The 17,706-nt window shown below is 72.6% G+C and carries 15 protein-coding genes; 8 read left to right on the forward strand and 7 right to left on the reverse strand.

Annotated features, from left to right (window positions below; translation table 11 throughout):
- Positions 1 to 123: 123 nt before the first annotated feature.
- From AN218_RS17550 to AN218_RS17575, 6 genes are all read right to left on the reverse strand, one after another.
- Positions 124 to 1,122 carry a sugar phosphate isomerase/epimerase family protein gene (locus AN218_RS17550; RefSeq protein WP_070017837.1) on the reverse strand — a complete coding sequence of 333 codons (999 nt, stop codon included), beginning with the start codon at positions 1,120 to 1,122 and terminating at the stop codon, positions 124 to 126.
- Positions 1,123 to 1,197: 75 nt separating this feature from the next.
- Positions 1,198 to 2,409 (reverse strand): Gfo/Idh/MocA family protein, encoded by a 1,212-nt coding sequence (locus AN218_RS17555; RefSeq protein WP_079132282.1) that lies wholly within the window; start codon positions 2,407 to 2,409, stop codon positions 1,198 to 1,200.
- A gap of 256 nt (positions 2,410 to 2,665) precedes the next feature.
- Positions 2,666 to 3,724 (reverse strand): substrate-binding domain-containing protein, encoded by a 1,059-nt coding sequence (locus AN218_RS17560; RefSeq protein ID WP_070017838.1) that lies wholly within the window; start codon positions 3,722 to 3,724, stop codon positions 2,666 to 2,668.
- Positions 3,721 to 4,662: an ABC transporter permease gene (locus AN218_RS17565; protein ID WP_244900504.1), complete on the reverse strand. Its 942-nt coding sequence runs from the start codon at positions 4,660 to 4,662 to the stop codon at positions 3,721 to 3,723. Before AN218_RS17565 ends, AN218_RS17560 begins: the two co-directional genes overlap by 4 nt.
- 83 nt (positions 4,663 to 4,745) lie before the next feature.
- The gene (locus tag AN218_RS17570) at positions 4,746 to 6,284 is read right to left on the reverse strand and encodes a sugar ABC transporter ATP-binding protein (RefSeq protein WP_070017839.1); all 1,539 of its coding nucleotides are present in this window, start codon (positions 6,282 to 6,284) and stop codon (positions 4,746 to 4,748) included.
- A gap of 327 nt (positions 6,285 to 6,611) precedes the next feature.
- Positions 6,612 to 7,793: an ROK family transcriptional regulator gene (locus AN218_RS17575; RefSeq protein ID WP_070017840.1), complete on the reverse strand. Its 1,182-nt coding sequence runs from the start codon at positions 7,791 to 7,793 to the stop codon at positions 6,612 to 6,614.
- 945 nt (positions 7,794 to 8,738) lie between these two features.
- Between AN218_RS17575 and rox the strand changes: the two genes are divergently transcribed.
- Positions 8,739 to 10,244 (forward strand): rifampin monooxygenase, encoded by a 1,506-nt coding sequence (gene rox / locus AN218_RS17580; RefSeq protein WP_070017841.1) that lies wholly within the window; start codon positions 8,739 to 8,741, stop codon positions 10,242 to 10,244.
- Between the two features lie 132 nt (positions 10,245 to 10,376).
- On the opposite strand, the gene AN218_RS17585 is transcribed toward rox, so the two are convergent.
- Entirely contained in the window at positions 10,377 to 11,054 is a 678-nt protein-coding gene (locus AN218_RS17585; RefSeq protein WP_070017842.1) for a GntR family transcriptional regulator, read from the reverse strand.
- A 271-nt stretch (positions 11,055 to 11,325) separates the two neighbouring features.
- Here AN218_RS17585 and AN218_RS17590 point away from each other — a divergent pair, with 271 nt between their 5' ends.
- From AN218_RS17590 to AN218_RS17620, 7 genes are all read left to right on the forward strand, one after another.
- Positions 11,326 to 12,024 carry a class I SAM-dependent methyltransferase gene (locus tag AN218_RS17590; RefSeq protein WP_070017843.1) on the forward strand — a complete coding sequence of 233 codons (699 nt, stop codon included), beginning with the start codon at positions 11,326 to 11,328 and terminating at the stop codon, positions 12,022 to 12,024.
- Positions 12,025 to 12,123: 99 nt separating this feature from the next.
- Positions 12,124 to 12,780 carry a winged helix-turn-helix domain-containing protein gene (locus AN218_RS17595; RefSeq protein WP_070017844.1) on the forward strand — a complete coding sequence of 219 codons (657 nt, stop codon included), beginning with the start codon at positions 12,124 to 12,126 and terminating at the stop codon, positions 12,778 to 12,780.
- On the forward strand, positions 12,777 to 14,117 hold the full coding sequence (locus AN218_RS17600; protein ID WP_107421491.1) for an MFS transporter: 1,341 nt from the start codon (positions 12,777 to 12,779) through the stop codon (positions 14,115 to 14,117). Before AN218_RS17595 ends, AN218_RS17600 begins: the two co-directional genes overlap by 4 nt.
- 31 nt (positions 14,118 to 14,148) lie before the next feature.
- Positions 14,149 to 14,937 (forward strand): MBL fold metallo-hydrolase, encoded by a 789-nt coding sequence (locus AN218_RS17605; protein WP_070017845.1) that lies wholly within the window; start codon positions 14,149 to 14,151, stop codon positions 14,935 to 14,937.
- Between the two features lie 30 nt (positions 14,938 to 14,967).
- Positions 14,968 to 16,383, forward strand: coding sequence for an OFA family MFS transporter (locus AN218_RS17610; RefSeq protein WP_070017846.1), 1,416 nt, complete (start codon positions 14,968 to 14,970; stop codon positions 16,381 to 16,383).
- Positions 16,380 to 16,565 (forward strand): MFS transporter small subunit, encoded by a 186-nt coding sequence (locus AN218_RS17615; RefSeq protein ID WP_070017847.1) that lies wholly within the window; start codon positions 16,380 to 16,382, stop codon positions 16,563 to 16,565. The genes AN218_RS17610 and AN218_RS17615 overlap by 4 nt, the downstream gene beginning before the upstream one ends.
- Before the next feature lie 162 nt (positions 16,566 to 16,727).
- The gene (locus AN218_RS17620) at positions 16,728 to 17,705 is read left to right on the forward strand and encodes a 2-dehydropantoate 2-reductase (protein WP_070017848.1); all 978 of its coding nucleotides are present in this window, start codon (positions 16,728 to 16,730) and stop codon (positions 17,703 to 17,705) included.
- Position 17,706: the final 1 nt, after the last annotated feature.

Raw genomic sequence — 17,706 nt, forward strand, 5'->3', positions numbered from 1 at the left:
AGGGGCCGTACGGGGCGGACGGCCCGGCGGGGCCCATCCCACGCCCGGCCGGGCTCAGTTCGGGGCCGGCCTCAGTTCGACGTCGGAGGCCGGCCCCGGCCCGCTCGGTCCGCGAACTCCGCGTCAGCTTGAGAACGCCGCGTCGAACGACGAGTCCGGCGGGTCGTAGTCGAACGCCTTCAGCCGCCGCAGCGCCTCGGGCGCACCCGCGAGCCGGTCCATTCCGGCGTCCTCCCACTCGACCGAGACCGGGCCGTCGTAGCCGATGGCGTGCAGCATCCGGAAGACGTCCTCCCAGGCCACGTCGCCGTGGCCCGCCGAGACGAAGTCCCAGCCGCGGCGCGGGTCTCCCCACGGCAGATGCGAGCCGAGGCGGCCGTTGCGGCCGTCCAGCCGCTTACGGGCCTCCTTGCAGTCGACGTGGTAGATGCGCTCCCGGTAGTCGTAGAGGAATCCGGCCGGGTCCAGGTCCTGCCAGACGAAGTGGCTGGGGTCGAAGTTGAGCCCGAACGCCGGGCGGTGGCCGACGGCCTCCAGGGCGCGGTGCGTCGTCCAGTAGTCGTACGCGATCTCGCTGGGGTGCACCTCGTGGGCGAAGCGCACGCCCTCCGCGTCGAAGACGTCGAGGATCGGGTGCCACCGTTCGGCGAAGTCCTCGTAGCCGCGCTCGATCATGTGCGGCGGCACCGGCGGGAACATCGCCACCAGATGCCAGATCGAGGAGCCGGTGAAGCCGACGACGGTACGGACGCCGAGGGCCGCCGCCGCCCGTGCGGTGTCCTTCAACTCGGCGGCGGCGCGCTGCCGTACGCCCTCCGCGTCGCCGTCGCCCCAGATGCGCGCGGGCAGGATGCCCTGGTGCCGCTCGTCGATCGGGGAGTCGCAGACGGCCTGTCCCACCAGGTGGTTGGAGATCGCCCAGCACGACAGCCCGTACTTCTCCAGCAGGGCCCGGCGCCCGTCCACATAGCCGGGCTCGGCCAGCGCGCGGTCGACCTCGAAGTGGTCGCCCCAGCAGGCGAGTTCGAGGCCGTCGTAACCGAAGTCGCGGGCCAGGGCGCAGACTTCCTCCAGCGGGAGGTCCGCCCACTGGCCGGTGAAGAGCGTGAACTGTCGTGGCATGTGCCGGGCCTCCTGCTGTCCGTGTCGGTCGTCGTCGCCTGTCTGGGGTCGGTTCCGCGTCCGGCCGTCGCCTCCTCAGCCGGCGACGGCCGTCCAGACGCTGTTCTTGTCCGCGCTCTCCTCGACGGCTGCGAGGACGCGCTGCACTTGCAGCCCGTCCGCGAAGGAGGGCTCCGGGTCGGTGCCGGTGGCGATGGCGTAGAGCAGGTCGCGCGCCTGGTGGACGAAGGTGTGCTCGTAGCCCAGGCCGTGGCCCGGCGGCCACCACGCCTCCAGATAGGGGTGTTCGGCCTCGGTGACGAGGATGCGCCGGAAGCCGGACTCGGCGGCGCTGTCGGTGTGGTCGTGGAAGTGCAGCTCGTTGAGGCGTTCGAGGTCGAACTCCAGTGAGCCGAGCGTGCCGTTGACCTCGACGCGCAGCGCGTTCTTGCGTCCCGCCGCGACCCGGCTCACCTCGAAAGAGGCCAACGCCCCTGATGCCAGGCGCCCGTTGAAGACGGCGGCATCGTCGACGGTGACCGGTCCGCGCGCGCCGCCGGGCGCCTCCCCGGGCAGCGGACGCTCCGTCACGAAGGTCTCCGTCTGCGCCGATACCCCGGCCAGCGGCGAGCCCGCGAGGTGCTGTGCGATGTCGACGGCGTGCGCCCCGAGGTCGCCCAGCGCGCCCGATCCGGCGGCCTCCCGGCGCAGCCGCCACGCGAGCGGGAAGGCCGGGTCGACGAGCCAGTCCTGCAGATAGCTCACCCGTACGTGCCGCAGCTCCCCCAGCCGTCCTTCGCCGACCATGCGGCGGGCGAGGGCGAGGGCGGGCGTACGGCGGTAGTTGAAGCCGACCATCGTCAACTGTCCGCTTTCGCGGGCCCGTCGGGCCGCCTCGGCCATGGCCTCCGCCTCGGCGACCGAGTTGGCGAGGGGCTTCTCGCACAGCACGTGCTTGCCCGCCTCCAGCGCGGCGACGGCGATCTCGGCGTGGCTCTCGCCGGGTGTGCAGATGTCGACGAGCTGGACGTCGCTGCGGGCGATCAGCGCCCGCCAGTCCGTCTCGGCGGCCGTCCAGCCCAGCCGCCCGGCGGCCGTCCGTACGGCGTCCGCGTCCCGTCCGCACACGGCGGTCATCGCGGGGGTGAGGGGGAGGTCGAAGACCCGGCCGACGGTGCGCCACCCCTGCGAGTGCGCCGCTCCCATGAAGGCGTAGCCGACCATGCCGACGCCGAGCGGTGGCGCCGCTCCGCCCTGCTCGGGCTGTGCGGGCGCGGGCGCGGGGGCGGGCGCGGTGTCGTGGGACATGGGGCTCCTCCCTGTCGGGGGTGGGTGTGGGGGTCGGGCACGACCGTGCGGGGTGCCGCGGCCTGGCGTGGTGCGCGGGTGTCGCGGAGGGCGTACGGGGGCGGCGAGGTGCGCGGACGCGGGGACGGAACCCGGGGCGGCGTGTGTGCGGCGCCGGGAGCACGGCGTACGGCGTACGGACGTACCCCCGGGAGCCCCGGACCGGCCGGCCGCGGTCCGGCTGCCACGCCGGCCCCGAACGGCCCTCCGGACAGGGCTACTTGAACCCGGTCGGCAGGTACTCCTCGACGTTGTCCTTGGTGACGACCGCCGAGTAGAGCGTCATGGACCCGGGGATCTCGAACTCCGCGAGCCCGCCGACGCCCTTGCCCTGCCCGAGCGCCCGCGCGAGGTCGATCGCGGAGGCGGCCATGGTCGGCGGGTAGAGGACGGTGGCCTTGATGACGCTGTCGTCGGCCTTGATGGCGTCCATGACGCGCCGCGACCCGGCGCCGCCCACCATCAGGAAGTCGTCGCGGCCCGCCTGCTCGATGGCCCGCTCGGCGCCCACGCCCTGGTCGTCGTCGTGGTTCCACAGCGCGTCGAACTTCGTCTCGGCGCGCAGCAGTTGGGCCATCTTCGACTGCCCGGACTCGACGGTGAACTCGGCGGCCTGGCGGGCGACCTTCTCGACGTTGGGGTAGTTCTTCAGGGCCGCGTCGAAGCCCTTCGTACGCTCCCGGGTCAGCTCCAGGTTGTCGATGCCGGCGAGTTCGACGACCTTCGCCTTCTTCTTCCCCTTGAGCTTCTCGCCGATGTAGCGGCCGGCGTTGAGGCCCATGCCGTAGTTGTCGCCGCCGATCCAGCAGCGGTAGGCCTGCTGCGAGGCGAAGACCCGGTCGAGGTTGACGACGGGGATGCCCGCGCGCATGGCCTTCAGCCCGACCTGGGTGAGCGCCTTGCCGTCGGCGGGGAGGATGACGAGGACGTCGACCTTCTTGTTGATCAACGTCTCGATCTGGCCGACCTGTTGGGCGTTGTCGTTGGAGCCCTCGGTGGCCTCCAGCGTGACGTCCTTGTACTTCTTCGCCCGCCGCACAGCCTGTTCGTTGATGGCGTTGAGCCAGCCGTGGTCGGCCTGCGGCCCGGCGAAGCCGATCGTGACGTGCTTGCCGGGGCGGTCGTCGGCGACGTTCGCCTGTCCGCTCCCGGCGTCCGCCTCGTCGTTGCTCTTGTTGCTGGTGCAGCCCGCGCCGAGGAGGGCGGCGCCGGCCGCCGCCGTGCCGAAGAGGATGTTCCTGCGGGAGGTGCGGGGGTTCTCGTGTGTTCCGGTCATGGCGACTTCCGACCCTTCTGGACCAGGACTGCGGCGACGATGATCGCGCCCTTGGCGATCTGCTGGACGTCCGTCTGGAGGTTGTTGAGGGCGAACAGGTTGGTGATCGTGGTGAAGACGAGCACTCCGAGCACGGAGCCGGTGATCGTGCCCCGGCCGCCGCTGAGCAGGGTGCCGCCGATGATCGCGGCGGCGATGGCGTCGAGTTCGTAGAGGTTGCCGTTGGTGTTCTGGCCGGAGCCGGTGAGGACGATGAGCATGAACGCGGCGATGCCGCAGCACAGTCCGGAGAGCAGATACAGCAGCAGCCGCTGCCGCCGTACGGCGATGCCCGCGAGCCGCGAGGCCTCCGCGTTGCCGCCGACCGCGACGGTGCGCCGCCCGAAGGTCGTCCGTCCCAGCACCAGCCAGCCGAGCACCGCGACCGCGGCGAAGACCAGCACCAGGGGCGGCACCCCGAGCACGTAACTGTCCGAGACGCCCAGGTCGAGGACGGAGGGGACGGTGACCACCTGGGTCTTGCCGTCGCTGATCAGCAGCGCCAGCCCCCGCGCGGAGGCGAGCATCGCGAGGGTCGCGATGAAGGGCACCATCGGCCCGTACGCGATGAGCACCCCGTTGACCAGACCGCAGCCCAGGCCGACCGCCAGCGCGCACAGCAGCACGCCGCCGAGTCCGAACTCCTGCGTGGCCACCGTCGTCGCCCACACGGAGGCGAGCGCGACGATCGCCCCGACGGACAGATCGATGCCGCCGCCGATGATCACGAAGGTGACGCCGACGGTGACGACGCCGATCACGGACGACTGGGTGAGGATGAGTTGGAGGTTGTCGGCCGTCAGGAACTGCTCGGGCCTGGTGAACGCCCCGACGGCGACCAGCACGACGAGCACCCCGGCCAGCGAGAGATGGCGCAGGCCGGCACGTGGTACGCCGATGCCGCGCCGGGACGGCGAAGCGGGCCGCCGCGCGGGCTCCTTGACGGCATCGGCGTCGGCGCCGGCCTCGGCACCGGTTGGGCTCAGCACGACGGGCTCCCTTCCATGACGAGGTCCAGGACCCGGTGCTCGTCGAGCTCCCGGGCGGGTGCGGTGTGCACGACGCGGCCCTCCCGCAGCACCAGCACCCGGTCGGCCAGGCCGAGGACTTCGGGCACTTCGCTGGAGACGAGGAGGACGGCGACGCCGGAGTCCGCGAGGCGGCGGACGACCCGGTACAGCTCGGCGCGCGCCCCGACGTCGACGCCGCGCGTGGGCTCGTCCAGCAGCAGCACCCGGCACTCGCGCAGCAGCCACCGCGCGAGGACGACCTTCTGCTGGTTGCCGCCGGAGAGGGTGCGCACGGGACGGTCCGGGTCGTCGGGGTGCAGCGCGAGGCCGCGCGTACGGTCCCGTGCACGGGCGCGTTCGCGGGCGCGGTCGAGCCAGCCGCCGGTGGAGAAGCGGGGCAGCGAGGAGAGGGAGACGTTGCTGGTGACCGACTCCAGCATCAGCAGCGCCTGCGACTTGCGCTCCTCGGGCGCGAGTCCGATCCCGGCCCGTACGGCCGCGGTCACGTTGCCGGGGCGCAGCGGCGTACCGTCGACGAGGATCCGGCCCGCGGTGGGGCGCCGGGCCCCGGCCAGGGTCTCCAGGATCTCCGAGCGTCCGGAGCCGACGAGCCCGGCGAGGCCGGTGATCTCGCCGGCCCGCAGTTCGAGGTCGAGCGGCGCGAACTCCCCCTCGCGCGCGAGCTGTTCGGTACACAGCACGGGCGGCCGGGGCGCGGCGCGCAGCACCCGGTCCACGGGCTGCTCGACGTGCCGGGGCCGCTCGGGGAAGGCGTACTGCACCTCGCGTCCCGTCATCAGCGCGACGAACTCGCGTGTCTCCGTGGTGCGCGCGGGCATGCCGCGGGCGGCGGCCCGGCCGTCCTTGAGCACGGAGACGCGGTCGCCGATGCGGCGGATCTCCTCCAGGCGGTGGGAGATGTAGACGACGGCGACGCCGTCGGCCGTCAGTCCGGCGACGATGCGGAAGAGGTTGTCGACCTCGTCCGGGTCGAGGGCGGCGGACGGCTCGTCCATGACGATGAGGCGTACGTCGTGCGAGAGGGCGCGCGCCACGGAGACGATCTGCTGCCCGGCGGCCGGGAGCGCGCCGACGGTCACGTCCGGGTCGATCTCCGGGTGGCCGAGGCGGGCGAGCAGCGCGGCGGCGCGGGTACGGGCGTCGCGGGCGCGGATGACGCCGCGGGAGGCGACCTCGTTGCCGAGGAAGATGTTCTCGGTGACCGACAGGTGCTCCACCAGGTCGAGTTCCTGGTAGATGGTCGCGATGCCCAGCCGCATGGCGGCGATCGGCGTGGCCAGCCGCACCGGCTCGCCCTGCCAGCGGATCTCGCCCTCGTCGGGCTGGTGTGCCCCGGCGAGGACCTTGATCAGGGTGGACTTGCCGGCGCCGTTCTGGCCCAGCAGGCAGTGCACTTCGCCCGCGCGTACGTCCAGGTCGACGCCGTCGAGCGCGCGTACGCCGGGGAAGGTCTTGGTGATGCCGGTCATCGTGAGGAGCTCTGGAGCCATGCGGGGCCTCCGTGCGTACGGCGTACGGGCAGACGGGACCGTGCTCGGTGCTCGTGCGGGGTGCGGAAAGTGCAGGTGCGGGAGTACGGGTGCGGGGGCCGTGCCGGGTGCCGTGCGGACGGGCCGCACAGCGGGGTACGGGTGCGGGATGGCGCTGGTGCGGACGGCGCCCGTGCGGGCTGCGCGGGTGCGGGACCGGATGCGTACGGGAGCGGTGAGTGCCGTTACGGGTGTGCCGGGGCGGTGCGCGCGCTGTGCGACGGGGCCGGGAGGCCGTGGCGGCCGGGCGGGTCGCCGGGCCGGGAGGAGCCGGAAGAGGGAGTCGGGTCAGGCCGGGGAGAAGAGGTGGTCGCTGATGAGGCGGGCGGCTCCCGTCACGCCGGCGGCGGGGCCCAACTCGCCCAGGACGATGGGGAGATTGCCGGTCGCCAGCGGCAGCGACTGGCGGTAGACCTGGGTGCGGATGCTCGCGAGGAGGGTGTGGCCGAGGCCGGTCACACCGCCGCCGATCACCACGAGCCCGGGGTTGAAGAAGCTGACGAGCCCCGCGATGACCTGGCCGACGCGGGCCCCGCCGTCGCGGATGAGATCGAGGGAGGTGCCGTCGCCGGCGGCGGCCGCGGTGGACACGTCCTCGGCGGTCAGCCGCCCGGCGGTCTCCAGCCGGGCCGACAGCTCCGCGGAGAGCCCGTCGCGGGCGGCGGCCTCGGCGTCACGGGCGAGGGCGGACCCGCCGAAGTACGCCTCCAGACAGCCGCGGTTGCCGCACGGGCACGGGCGGCCCTCCGCCTCGACCTGGATGTGCCCGATGTCGCCCGCGCTGCCGGTCGTGCCCCGGTGCACCTCGCCGCCGACGACGACGCCGCAGCCGATGCCGGTGCCGATCTTCACGCAGAAGAAGTCCCCCACGGAGCGGGCCACTCCCGCCTGCATCTCGCCCATCGCCATCAGGTTCACGTCGTTGTCGACCATGACCGGGCAGCCCAACTCCTGGCTGAGCGCCTCCCGTACGGGGAAACCGTCCCAGCCGGGCATGATCGGCGGCGCCACCGGCACGCCCTCGGGGAAGCGCACCGGTCCCGGCACGCCGATGCCCGCGCCGTCGAAGCCCTCGGCGACGCCGGAGTCACGGAGCTTGGCGACCATCGCGAGCATCTGGTCGAAGACGGCGACGGGGCCCTCGCGTACGTCCATCGGCTGGTTGAGGTGCCCCAGGATCTCCAACTCGGGGTTGGTGACGGCCACATCGACGGACGTGGCGCCGATGTCGACGCCGAGGAAGCGCAGTTCGGAGTTGAGCCGTACGTTGTGCGAGCGGCGTCCGCCGCGGGAGGCGGCGAGTCCGTCGGCGACGACGAGACCCGTCTCCAGCAGGCGGTCGATCTCCACGGCGAGCTTGGAGCGGGAGAGATCGACGCGGTCGCCCAGTTCGGCGCGGGAGTTCGGGCCGCCGTCACGCAACAGGCGGAGCAGTCGCGCCTGGTGCGCGTTCGCGGGCCGAGCAGTCATGCGCCTCACCGCCACCCTCCCCTCCCCTGGTCACCGTGCGAGCCGGCTTCGGGAAGCCACCCGGCCTAGTGGAGCGGGAGGACCAACTCCCTTGCCAGCGGCCGGACTTCTCGTCGATCTCCCCCGCGGGGCGTGGGTCGCTCCCCGGGATTGACTGGGAACGTACCAGCGCTCTGCGCAACGGGGAAGAAGTTCTGCGGAAATCGCTTCGACTTTTTCCATGGACTGGACAAAGAGTGGGCCTCCCGGCCCCCGGAGACACGGGGAACGGCCTGTACGCCCCAACGCGCAGCGCGTGGAGGGCGGTTGGCACCTCGGACTTCGGACGACGCCGCGACGGGTCGACTCTCCCCGGACCGCATCGCCTCGTTCCGCGTCAACTCCCGACGTGGCGGGCCACGTCGGGAGCCGCCGCTCGACAGGTGCGGACGAGTGGCCGCCGCACCTCGGACCGCGACCTCACCAACAGGCCCACCACAGCCGGTAGATGACGATCCCGGACGGAGGTCTCGCCAGGTTCGAAGGGGGAAGTCCGCCCGCGCCCGGACCATGTCGAATCTGCCGAACGGGCCACGGGCGCAAGGCGGTGGCTCGCGGCGTGGCCTGCCACGACGCGAGGTGCCGCCGTACCGGTACGAGCACGCGCGCCCACGCACACGCACAGGACCGGACGCGAGCCGGACGACAGGCCGGGACGACGGCATAAGAAAAGGCAAGGGGGCCGACGCCCTCTCCTTGCCACTCTCAACGTATAGCGCACAGGGGGCCTTGCCACAAGACCGGGGTCGTGGCGCAGAATCTCCGCCCCGGGCCGGAACCTGGGGAAATCAGGCGTTGGCGAACTACGCACGTATTTGTCGCCGTGCGCATCCGCGCCGGCGTACGGCCACGCGGCGCGCCGCCAGGCGCACCCGGCATGAACACCGCAGAAAACTGGGGGACTTGATGATCGACGTGACCGTGGTCGGCGGCGGACCGACCGGGCTGATGCTGGCCTGTGAGTTGCGGCTGCACGGCGTACGCGTGGTCGTGCTGGAGAAGGAGACGGAGCCGACGCCCGTCGTCCGGGCGCTCGGACTGCACGCGCGGAGCGTCGAGGTCATGGAGCAGCGGGGGCTGCTGCCGCGGTTCCTCGCGCACGGCCGCCGGTATCCGCTCGGCGGCTTCTTCGCCGCCATCGACAAGCCCACGCCCGGCGGTCTGGACACCACCCATCCGTACGTCCTCGGCATCCCGCAGCCCGTCACCGACCGTCTGCTGGCCGAGCGCGCCGCCGAGTCGGGCGCGGAGATCCGGCGCGGCTGGGAGCTGACCGGCCTCGACCAGGACGACGACGGGGTCACCGCCGAACTCCTCGCCCCCGAGGGCCCGTTGGCCTCCGACATCGACGGCACCGACAGCGCCGACCGCGCCGACGGCACCGCACCCCGCCCCGGACGCACCCGTCTGCGCTCCCGCTATCTCCTCGGCTGCGACGGCGGCCGCAGCACGGTGCGCAAGCTGCTCGGCACGGGCTTCCCCGGCGAGCCCGCGAGGAACCAGACGCTGCTGGGCGAGATGGAGGTGGGCGTGCCGCCGGAGACGGTGCGTTCCGTGGTGGCCGACGTACGCAGGACCAACAAGCGGTTCGGCGTGGGCCCGTTCGGCGACGGGATCCACCGTGTCGTCGTACCGGCGGCCGGGCTGGCCGAGGACCGCGACCTCCCGCCGACGCTCGACGAAGTCAGGCAGCAGCTCCGGGTGGTCGCCGGTACCGACTTCGGCGTGCACTCGCCGCGCTGGATCTCCCGCTTCGGCGACGCCACCCGGCAGGCCGAGCGCTACCGGACCGGCCGCGTACTGCTGGCGGGCGACGCGGCGCACGTCCACCCGCCGATGGGCGGCCAGGGGCTCAACCTCGGCATCCAGGACGCGTTCAACCTCGGCTGGAAGCTGTCCGCCGAGGTACGGGGCCACGCGCCGGAAGGACTGCTGGACACCTACCACTCCGAGCGGCACCCGGTGGCCGAGGACGTGCTCAACAACACCCGGGCGCAGAGTGAGTTGATGTCCACGGAGCCCGGCCCGCGGGCGGTGTGCCGGCTGCTGTCGGAGCTGATGGACTTCGAGGACGTGCACCGGCATCTGCTGGAGAAGCTCATGGCGACCGGCGTCCGCTACGACCTCGGCGAGGGGCACGAGCTGGTCGGGCAGCGGATGCGGGACGTACCGCTGGCGAGGGGGCGGCTGTACGAGCGGATGCACACCGGGCGCGGTCTGCTGCTCGACCGGACCGGGCGGCTCTCGGCGGCGGGCTGGGAGGACCGGGTCGACCACGTCGTGGACGGCTCCGACGAACTGGACGTATCGGCGGCGCTGTTGCGGCCCGACGGCCATGTGGCCTGGGCCGGCGAGGACCAGTCGGAGCTGCTCGGCCGGCTCACGCAGTGGTTCGGGGCGCCCGCCGTCTGACCGCGGCGCCGCCCGCGCGGCGGCCGGCCCCACGGGGCTTCGGGCCCCGACGGCCGCCGCGCTCAGCCCCGTTCGCGTACACGCACGCGTGCACCTTCGCGTTCCGCGCTCGCGCTCGTGTACGCCGCGCGCTCAGCCCCGTTCGCGCTCGTGGTACGAACGCCGCGTGTGCTCCGTGTGCTTGCGCATCACCGCGGCGGCCCCCTGCTCGTCGCCCGCCTTGACGGCCGCGATCAGCTCACGGTGCTCGATCCAGGACTGGGCGCCGCGCTGCCGGGCGACCGGCGTGTAGTACCAGCGGACCCTGCGGTCGACCTGGCGGGCCAGTTCGGCCAGGACGGTGTTGCCCGCGAGGGCCATCACACGGGCGTGGAAGGCGGCGTTCGCCTCCACGACCTTCTCCACCTCGGCGCCGCCGACCGCCGCCTCGCCCCGGCTGCACAGCTTCTCCAGCTCCGCGACGCCGTCCGCGTCCGCGTGGGCCGCGGCCAGCCGGGCCGCTTCGGCCTCCAGCAGTGTGCGGACCGTCAGAAGCTGGTCGGCCTCCTCCTCCGTCGGCTCGTGCACGAACGCGCCCTGCGCGGGCCGCAGATCGACCCAGCCGTCCGTGTTCAGCCGCTGAAGCGCCTCCCGTACGGGCTGCCGTGAGACGCCGAGATGCTGTGCCAGTTCGCTCTCCACGAGATGCTGCCCGGGGCGGAGCGCGCGTGTGGTGATGAGCTCCAGCAGCGCTTCGTAGACCCGCTCGCGGAGCGGACCCGGCCGCTCCAGCTTCGGCATGGCACCTTCGGGCAGTCCGGCGGACAGCATGGTGCGACTCCTGACTCTCGTCGGCGGCCCCCGGGGTGCGGAAGGGAACCGCGAAGTGCTGGGCTATTGAATACAGTTTACGGAGTGCACTCCGTCCGTACGGGGGCCTGGGGACAACTTCCGCCCCGCTGTGACGCGTCACACTCGGGACCCCGTACCCGGAACCCTCCGGTCCGCACGTCCGGCGCCCGGGACGGCACCCGGGACGCCCGGCCCGGCACCGCCCGATAATGCCGCGCGCCCCGCACCCTGCCCGTGCCAGTCTCCGTCCATGGACCTGGACTGGATGCCCGACGAACTCGCCCACGCGGGCCCCGAACATCTCGACCCCGCGTTCGTCAGCGGCTTCGACCGCAAACAGGGGCACCCCGACCCGGCCGAGGATCTGGCGCTGCTGCGCTCCCACGGGCTGACCGCGGACTCCGTCGTCGTGGATCTCGGCGCCGGCACCGGCCAGTTCGCCGTCCCGGCGGCCCGGCACTTCGGACGGGTCGTCGCCGTCGAGGTCTCCCCCGCCATGCGGGACGTGCTGCGCGAGCGTGCCGCCGCGCAGGGGCTGGCCTCGCTGGAGTGCGTACGGGGCGGCTTCCTCTCCTACGAGCACACGGGAGCCCCGGCCGACGCCGTCTTCACCCGGCACGCGCTGCACCAACTCCCCGACTTCTGGAAGGTGTTGGCGCTGCGGCGCATCGCCGCGATGCTGCGGCCCGGCGGTGTGCTGCGGCTGCGCGACCTGATCTACGACGTCCCGGCGCGGGACGCGGAGTCCTTCGTACGGGACTGGCTGGCCGGTGCCCCGCGCGACCCGGACACCGGCTACACCCGCGAGGACCTCGCGGAGCACGTCCGTACCGAACACAGCACGTTCCGCTGGCTGTTGGAGCCGATGCTGGAGGCCGCGGGCTTCGAGATCGCCGACGTCTCCTTCGAGCACCCGGTCTTCGGCGCGTACACCTGCGTCAGACGCTGAGGGGGCGCGACGGGTCAGGGGCCGTCGTTCCGCCGGGACCTCCGGGCTGTCTCACAACAACTCTTTCGAAATGACTGTTGCGGGTCTACCGTCCGTTCCATGACCGGATCCTCCGAGCCGTCCCATGAGCCTGGGACCGAGCCGGACCTCCGGCTCGACACCGCCAGACTGCGGCTGCTCGCCCATCCCGTGCGCGTGAACGTGCTCACGCTGCTGCGCCAGCACGGGACCTCCACCGCCGGCCGGATCGCCGCCGAACTCGGCATCAACCCCGGCTCCGCGAGCTACCACCTGCGGCGTCTCGCGGCAGGCGGGCTCATCGTGGAGGAGCCCGGGCGCGGAAGCGGCCGCGAGCGCTGGTGGACGTCCGTACACCGGCAGTCGGTTCACGATCCGGCGGACGAGTCCGCAGAGCAGTCCGCGGACCGGCGTGCTGCCGGACGGGCCTATGCGCATGCGGTCGCTCTCGCCTGCGTCGAGCGTCTGGAGCGGGCGGCGCAGGAGCTGCCGCTGCTTCCCGCCCGTTGGTACGAGGCCGTCTTCTACGGCGACTTCGTCCTCCACCTCGCCCCGGACGAGGTGGAGCGGATGCGGGCCGAGCTGTTCGAGGTGGTCTCCCGTTACCGCGCGGACAGCGCCGACAGGGCCGAGCGCGCCGGCGAGACCGAGGCGCCCGCGTCCCGCGTACCGGTGTCGGTGCAGTTGCAGGCGTTCCCGGTGCCCGGGACCGTCGAACTGGGCACGGAGGACGCGTGACCACGCACGGGGCGACCGCGGCGGCGCCTGCCTACCGTGACCTCAACGTGCTGCGCTGGCTTGCCGCTTACACCGCTTCCGTCGTCGGCGACGTGATGTATTTCCTCGCCCTCACCTGGTCCGCCACGCGTGCCGCGGGCCCCTCACAGGCAGGGTTCGTGATCACGGCCGCCGCACTTCCCCGTGCGCTGCTGATGCTCGGCGGCGGCGTGGTGGCCGACCGGTTCGGGCCACGACGGGTCGCCGTGATCAGCGACGCCACACGCTGCCTGGTGATCCTCGCCGCGGCCGCGACGGTCCTGCTGACCTCGCCCGGCCTGTGGCTGCTGGTCGCGGTGGCGGCGGTCTTCGGCGTCGTCGACGCGGTGTTCATGCCGGCGGTGGGCGCGCTTCCGCCGCGCCTCACGGCGGCGGAACAGCTCGCGCGGGTGCAGGGGATGCGCGGCCTGTCGCTCCGGCTGAGCAACTTCGCCGGTCCCCTGCTGGCGGGAGCGGCGCTGGCGCTCGGCGGGGCGGCCGGCACCTTCGCCGTCGCCGGTCTCCTCTTCGCGGTCTCCCTGGTCCTGCTGCTGACCGTACGGATGCGTCCGCTCCCCCACGGCGGCGGAGAGCAGCCGGAACGGGGCACCGCGCGGCGGGAGTTGACCGACGGCCTGCGCTACATCCGCCGGCACCGCACGCTCGCCCCCTTGGTCACCGTGATCGGGCTGAGCGAGATGTGCTTCAGCGGACCGGTCGCGGCCGGGCTGGTGCTGCTGGCCGACGAACGCGGCTGGGGCGCCGTGGGCATGGGATGGATCGCGAGCGCCTTCAGCGTGGGCGGCGCCGCGGCGGGACTGCTCCTCACGGTGTCCGTCCGCGTACCGCGCGCCGGAGCAGCCATGTCCGGCGCGCTGTTCGTCACGGCTGCGGGAACGGTCGCGCTGGGGCACACCGTCTCCCTGCCGTACGCCGTCCTCTTCGGCGCACTGACCGGACTGACGAGCGGGATCACCATGGCGGTGTCGGGAGCCCTGATCCAGACGGAAGCCGATCCCCGCTATCTGGGACGCGTCACCTCGGTCACGACGCTCGGCACCCTCGGCCTCGCTCCGGTGCTCTTCCCCGCGGTGGGCGTCACGGTGGAGCGGTGGGGAGCGGCCGCGTTCTTCACCGGCTGCGGCGGGATCTGCCTGCTGGCCGCGGCGCTCGCGATCACCGTCCCGGCGCTGCGCCGAGCGGAACTCCGGGTACGGGGCGCCGCGGGACGTACCGTCGAGCGGGGGTCAGGACGCCGGGCGTCCACGGCAGGGGCAGAGGCCGGGGCCGGGCCCGGCGAGCGAGACCGAGACCGATGACGGCGGTCCGGGTCAACCACAGGGGGACGGCGTGGAGTTGACCGTACTGGGCGGATGCGGGGCCTGGCCCACACCCGGGCAGGCGTGCAGCGGCTATCTGGTCGTCTGCGACGGCTTCCGCCTGCTGATCGACCCGGGCTACGCGACGCTGCCCCCACTGCTCGCCACGGTGCGCGCCGAAGAGGTCGACGCAGTGCTCGTCACCCACGGGCATCCCGACCACTGCGCGGACCTCAACCCGCTGCTGCGCGCCCGTGCGCTCGGCGGCGCGGATCCGCCTCCGCCGCCCCTCCCCCTGTACTCGCTGCCCGGGGCGCTCGACGCCGTGCTCGCGCTGGACGCCACGGGCATGCTCGACGGCGCATGGACGCCACGGGAGTTCTCCGCCGGGGCGCGCTTCGGGATCGGCCCGTTCTCCGTGGCGACCTGGCTGCTTCCGCACTTCGTGCCGAACGCCGGCCTGCGCCTCACGGATCCACGCGGAAGAGTCCTCGCCTACACCGGCGACACCGGCCCGAGTCCGCGTCTGCCCGAACTGGCCCGCGACGCCGACCTGTTCCTCTGCGAGGCCACCCGTCCCGACGCCGTACCGGCCCAGGACGCGGGGCGGCTGCTCTCCGCGCGGCTCGCGGGCCGCTACGCCCGGCAGGCGGGAGCGGCCCGGCTGCTGCTGACGCATCTGTGGCCGGGCACCCCGCACGAGGACGCCCTCGGTGCGGCGCGGGACGCCTTCGCGGGGCCGCTCGGCGTCGCCACGTCCGGGACGGTCGTCCGGCCGGGCCACATACAGTCGACGAAAACTTCTTCCCACCCCTGGTAATCCGGACTTCAACTTCCTACCCTCCTGGCCATGGCACCTGGGTTCCTCGATCGCTCCCGTTCCGTCGCGCCTCCCGGCTGGAGCCGCTGGCTCGTCCCGCCGGCCGCTCTGTCGGTACATCTCTCCATCGGCCAGGCGTACGCGTGGAGCGTCTTCAAGCCCGCGCTCGAGTCGTCGCTCGGACTCTCCGGCACCGCCAGCGCACTCCCCTTCCAGCTCGGCATCGTGATGCTCGGCCTCTCGGCCGCCTTCGGCGGCACGCTCGTCGAGCGCAACGGGCCGCGCTGGGCGATGGCGGTCTCGCTGCTGTGCTTCTCCTCGGGGTTCCTGCTGGCCGCGCTGGGCGCCGCCACCGGGCAGTACTGGCTGGTGGTCTTCGGCTACGGCTTCGTCGGCGGCATCGGGCTCGGCATCGGCTACATCTCCCCCGTCTCCACACTGATCAAGTGGTTCCCCGACCGGCCGGGCATGGCGACCGGCATCGCGATCATGGGCTTCGGCGGCGGCGCGCTCATCGCCTCGCCGTGGTCGGCGCAGATGCTGGAGAGCTTCGGCGACGGCAAGGACGGGCTCGCCGCGGCGTTCCTCGTACACGGCCTGGTCTACGCGGCGTTCATGGCGCTGGGCGTGCTGCTCGTACGGGTGCCGGCGGCCGGCTGGCAGCCGCCCGGCGACAGGAAGCCTCAGGAGCAGCAGTCGCAGAAGCCGCTCGTGACGACCGCGCACGTCTCGGCGCGCAGCGCCGTGCGCACACCGCAGTTCTGGTGTCTGTGGGTCGTGCTGTGCATGAACGTCACCGCCGGCATCGGCATCCTGGAGAAGGCGGCGCCGATGATCGGCGACTTCTTCGCCGACACCTCCACGCCCGTCTCGGCCTCCGCCGCCGCCGGCTTCGTCGCCCTGCTCTCGCTGGCCAACATGGGCGGACGGTTCCTGTGGTCCTCGACGTCCGACGTCATCGGGCGCAAGAACATGTACCGCTGCTACCTGGGCGTCGGCGCGCTGATGTATCTGGGGATCGTGCTGCTCGGCGACTCCTCCAAGCCGCTGTTCATCGGCTGCGCGCTGGTGATCATCTCCTTCTACGGCGGCGGCTTCGCGACCGTACCGGCGTATCTGAAGGACCTGTTCGGGACGTACGAGGTCGGCGCCATCCACGGGCGGCTGCTGACGGCGTGGTCCACCGCTGGCGTGCTCGGTCCGCTCATCGTCAACTGGGTCGCCGACTCGCAGGAGGCGGCGGGCCGTTCGGGGCCGGGGCTCTACGGGCTCGCCCTGTCCATCATGATCGGGCTGCTGGCCGTGGGCTTCGTCGCCAACGAGCTGATCCGGCCCGTCGATCCGAAACACCATGTGCCCGAGCCGGCGGCCGGAGCCGCGGCGGAGTCCGCCGGACGGCAGGGCGGCGACGAGGGCGCCGAGCGCGAGGAGGCGACCGGGCGATGACGCACGGCGAGAACGGCACACCCGCGGCCCCCGCCACGGCGACGGCGACAGGGACGGGCACCGCACCCGGCAGGCCACCGACCGCCCTCTTCGCCCTGGCATGGCTGTGGGTCGGCGTGCCGATGGCGTACGGACTCTACGAACTGCTTCTGAAGGTCGTGCAGCTCTTCACCGGCGGCTGACGGGTTCCCTCCGGGGCCCCGGGACGGGATGATTCGGACAGAGACGGACGCGGCGCAACTGCCGCACACGTCTTGTCCGTTCACCCGCGCAAGTGTATACAATATCCTGTCGACCATCTTGGAATCCCCCCACGCTCGGTCTCAACCGAACGGAGAGCGGATATGAAAGTCGCAGTCGTCGGAGCCGGAGCCATAGGCGCCTACGTCGGAGCAGCGCTGCACCGCGGCGGCGTCGACGTCCATCTCATCGCCCGTGGGCCGCACTTGGCCGCCATGAAGGAGCACGGCGTACAGGTCCTCAGCCCGCGCGGCGACTTCACCGCACGGGTGCACGCCACCGACGACCCGTCCGCCATCGGGCCCGTCGACTACGTCTTCCTGGGGCTGAAGGCCAACTCCTATGCGTCGTGCGGGCCGTTGGTGCATCCGCTCATGGGCGGGAAGACGGCCGTCGTCGCCGCGCAGAACGGCATTCCGTGGTGGTATTTCCACGGTCTCGAAGGCCCGTACGAGGGACGGCGCATCGAAAGCGTCGACCCCGGCGGCGCGGTCAGCGCCGTGCTCCCGCCCGAACGCGCCCTGGGCTGCGTCGTCTACGCCGCGACACAGCTCCAAGGCCCGGGCGTCGTACGGCACATGGAAGGCACCCGGTTCTCCGTCGGCGAGCCCGACACCACCGACTCCTCGCGCTGCGGGGCGTTCAGCGAGGCCATGAGGGCGGGCGGCCTCAAGTGCCCCGTCGAGGCGGACATCCGCAACGACATCTGGATCAAGCTCCTCGGCAACATCGCCTTCAACCCGCTCAGCGCGCTCTCCCGCGCGACCATGGCGCAGATCTGCCGCCACCAGGACACACGGGCGCTGGTGGCCACGATGATGCGCGAGACGCTCGCGGTGGCCGAGGCCGTCGGCTGCCGCCCCGACATCTCCGTCGAGAAGCGGCTGGCCGGAGCCGAACGCGTCGGCGAGCACAAGACCTCCACCCTCCAGGACCTGGAGAGCGGCAAGCCCATGGAGCTGGACGTGCTCCTGGCGGCCGTCGTCGAACTCGCGGCGCTCACCGGCACCCGCGTGCCGAAGCTCTGCGCCATCCACGCCGTGACCGACCTGCTGGCACAGACCGTAAGGAGCGCAGCATGAG

Source organism: Streptomyces nanshensis (genome assembly GCF_001751255.1).
Classification (GTDB): Bacteria; Actinomycetota; Actinomycetes; order Streptomycetales; family Streptomycetaceae; genus Streptomyces; species Streptomyces nanshensis_A.

What these genes read in the sequence shown, in the direction of transcription:
- AN218_RS17620 (WP_070017848.1), top strand. Translation starts at nt 16,728, where the DNA reads ATGAAAGTCGCAGTCGTCGGAGCCGGAGCCATAGGCGCCTACGTCGGA.
- AN218_RS17570 (WP_070017839.1), bottom strand. Translation starts at nt 6,284, where the DNA reads ATGGCTCCAGAGCTCCTCACGATGACCGGCATCACCAAGACCTTCCCC.
- AN218_RS17555 (WP_079132282.1), bottom strand. Translation starts at nt 2,409, where the DNA reads ATGTCCCACGACACCGCGCCCGCCCCCGCGCCCGCGCCCGCACAGCCC.
- AN218_RS17585 (WP_070017842.1), bottom strand. Translation starts at nt 11,054, where the DNA reads ATGCTGTCCGCCGGACTGCCCGAAGGTGCCATGCCGAAGCTGGAGCGG.
- AN218_RS17610 (WP_070017846.1), top strand. Translation starts at nt 14,968, where the DNA reads ATGGCACCTGGGTTCCTCGATCGCTCCCGTTCCGTCGCGCCTCCCGGC.
- AN218_RS17560 (WP_070017838.1), bottom strand. Translation starts at nt 3,724, where the DNA reads ATGACCGGAACACACGAGAACCCCCGCACCTCCCGCAGGAACATCCTC.
- AN218_RS17595 (WP_070017844.1), top strand. Translation starts at nt 12,124, where the DNA reads ATGACCGGATCCTCCGAGCCGTCCCATGAGCCTGGGACCGAGCCGGAC.
- AN218_RS17615 (WP_070017847.1), top strand. Translation starts at nt 16,380, where the DNA reads ATGACGCACGGCGAGAACGGCACACCCGCGGCCCCCGCCACGGCGACG.
- AN218_RS17590 (WP_070017843.1), top strand. Translation starts at nt 11,326, where the DNA reads ATGGACCTGGACTGGATGCCCGACGAACTCGCCCACGCGGGCCCCGAA.
- rox (WP_070017841.1), top strand. Translation starts at nt 8,739, where the DNA reads ATGATCGACGTGACCGTGGTCGGCGGCGGACCGACCGGGCTGATGCTG.
- AN218_RS17550 (WP_070017837.1), bottom strand. Translation starts at nt 1,122, where the DNA reads ATGCCACGACAGTTCACGCTCTTCACCGGCCAGTGGGCGGACCTCCCG.
- AN218_RS17575 (WP_070017840.1), bottom strand. Translation starts at nt 7,793, where the DNA reads ATGACTGCTCGGCCCGCGAACGCGCACCAGGCGCGACTGCTCCGCCTG.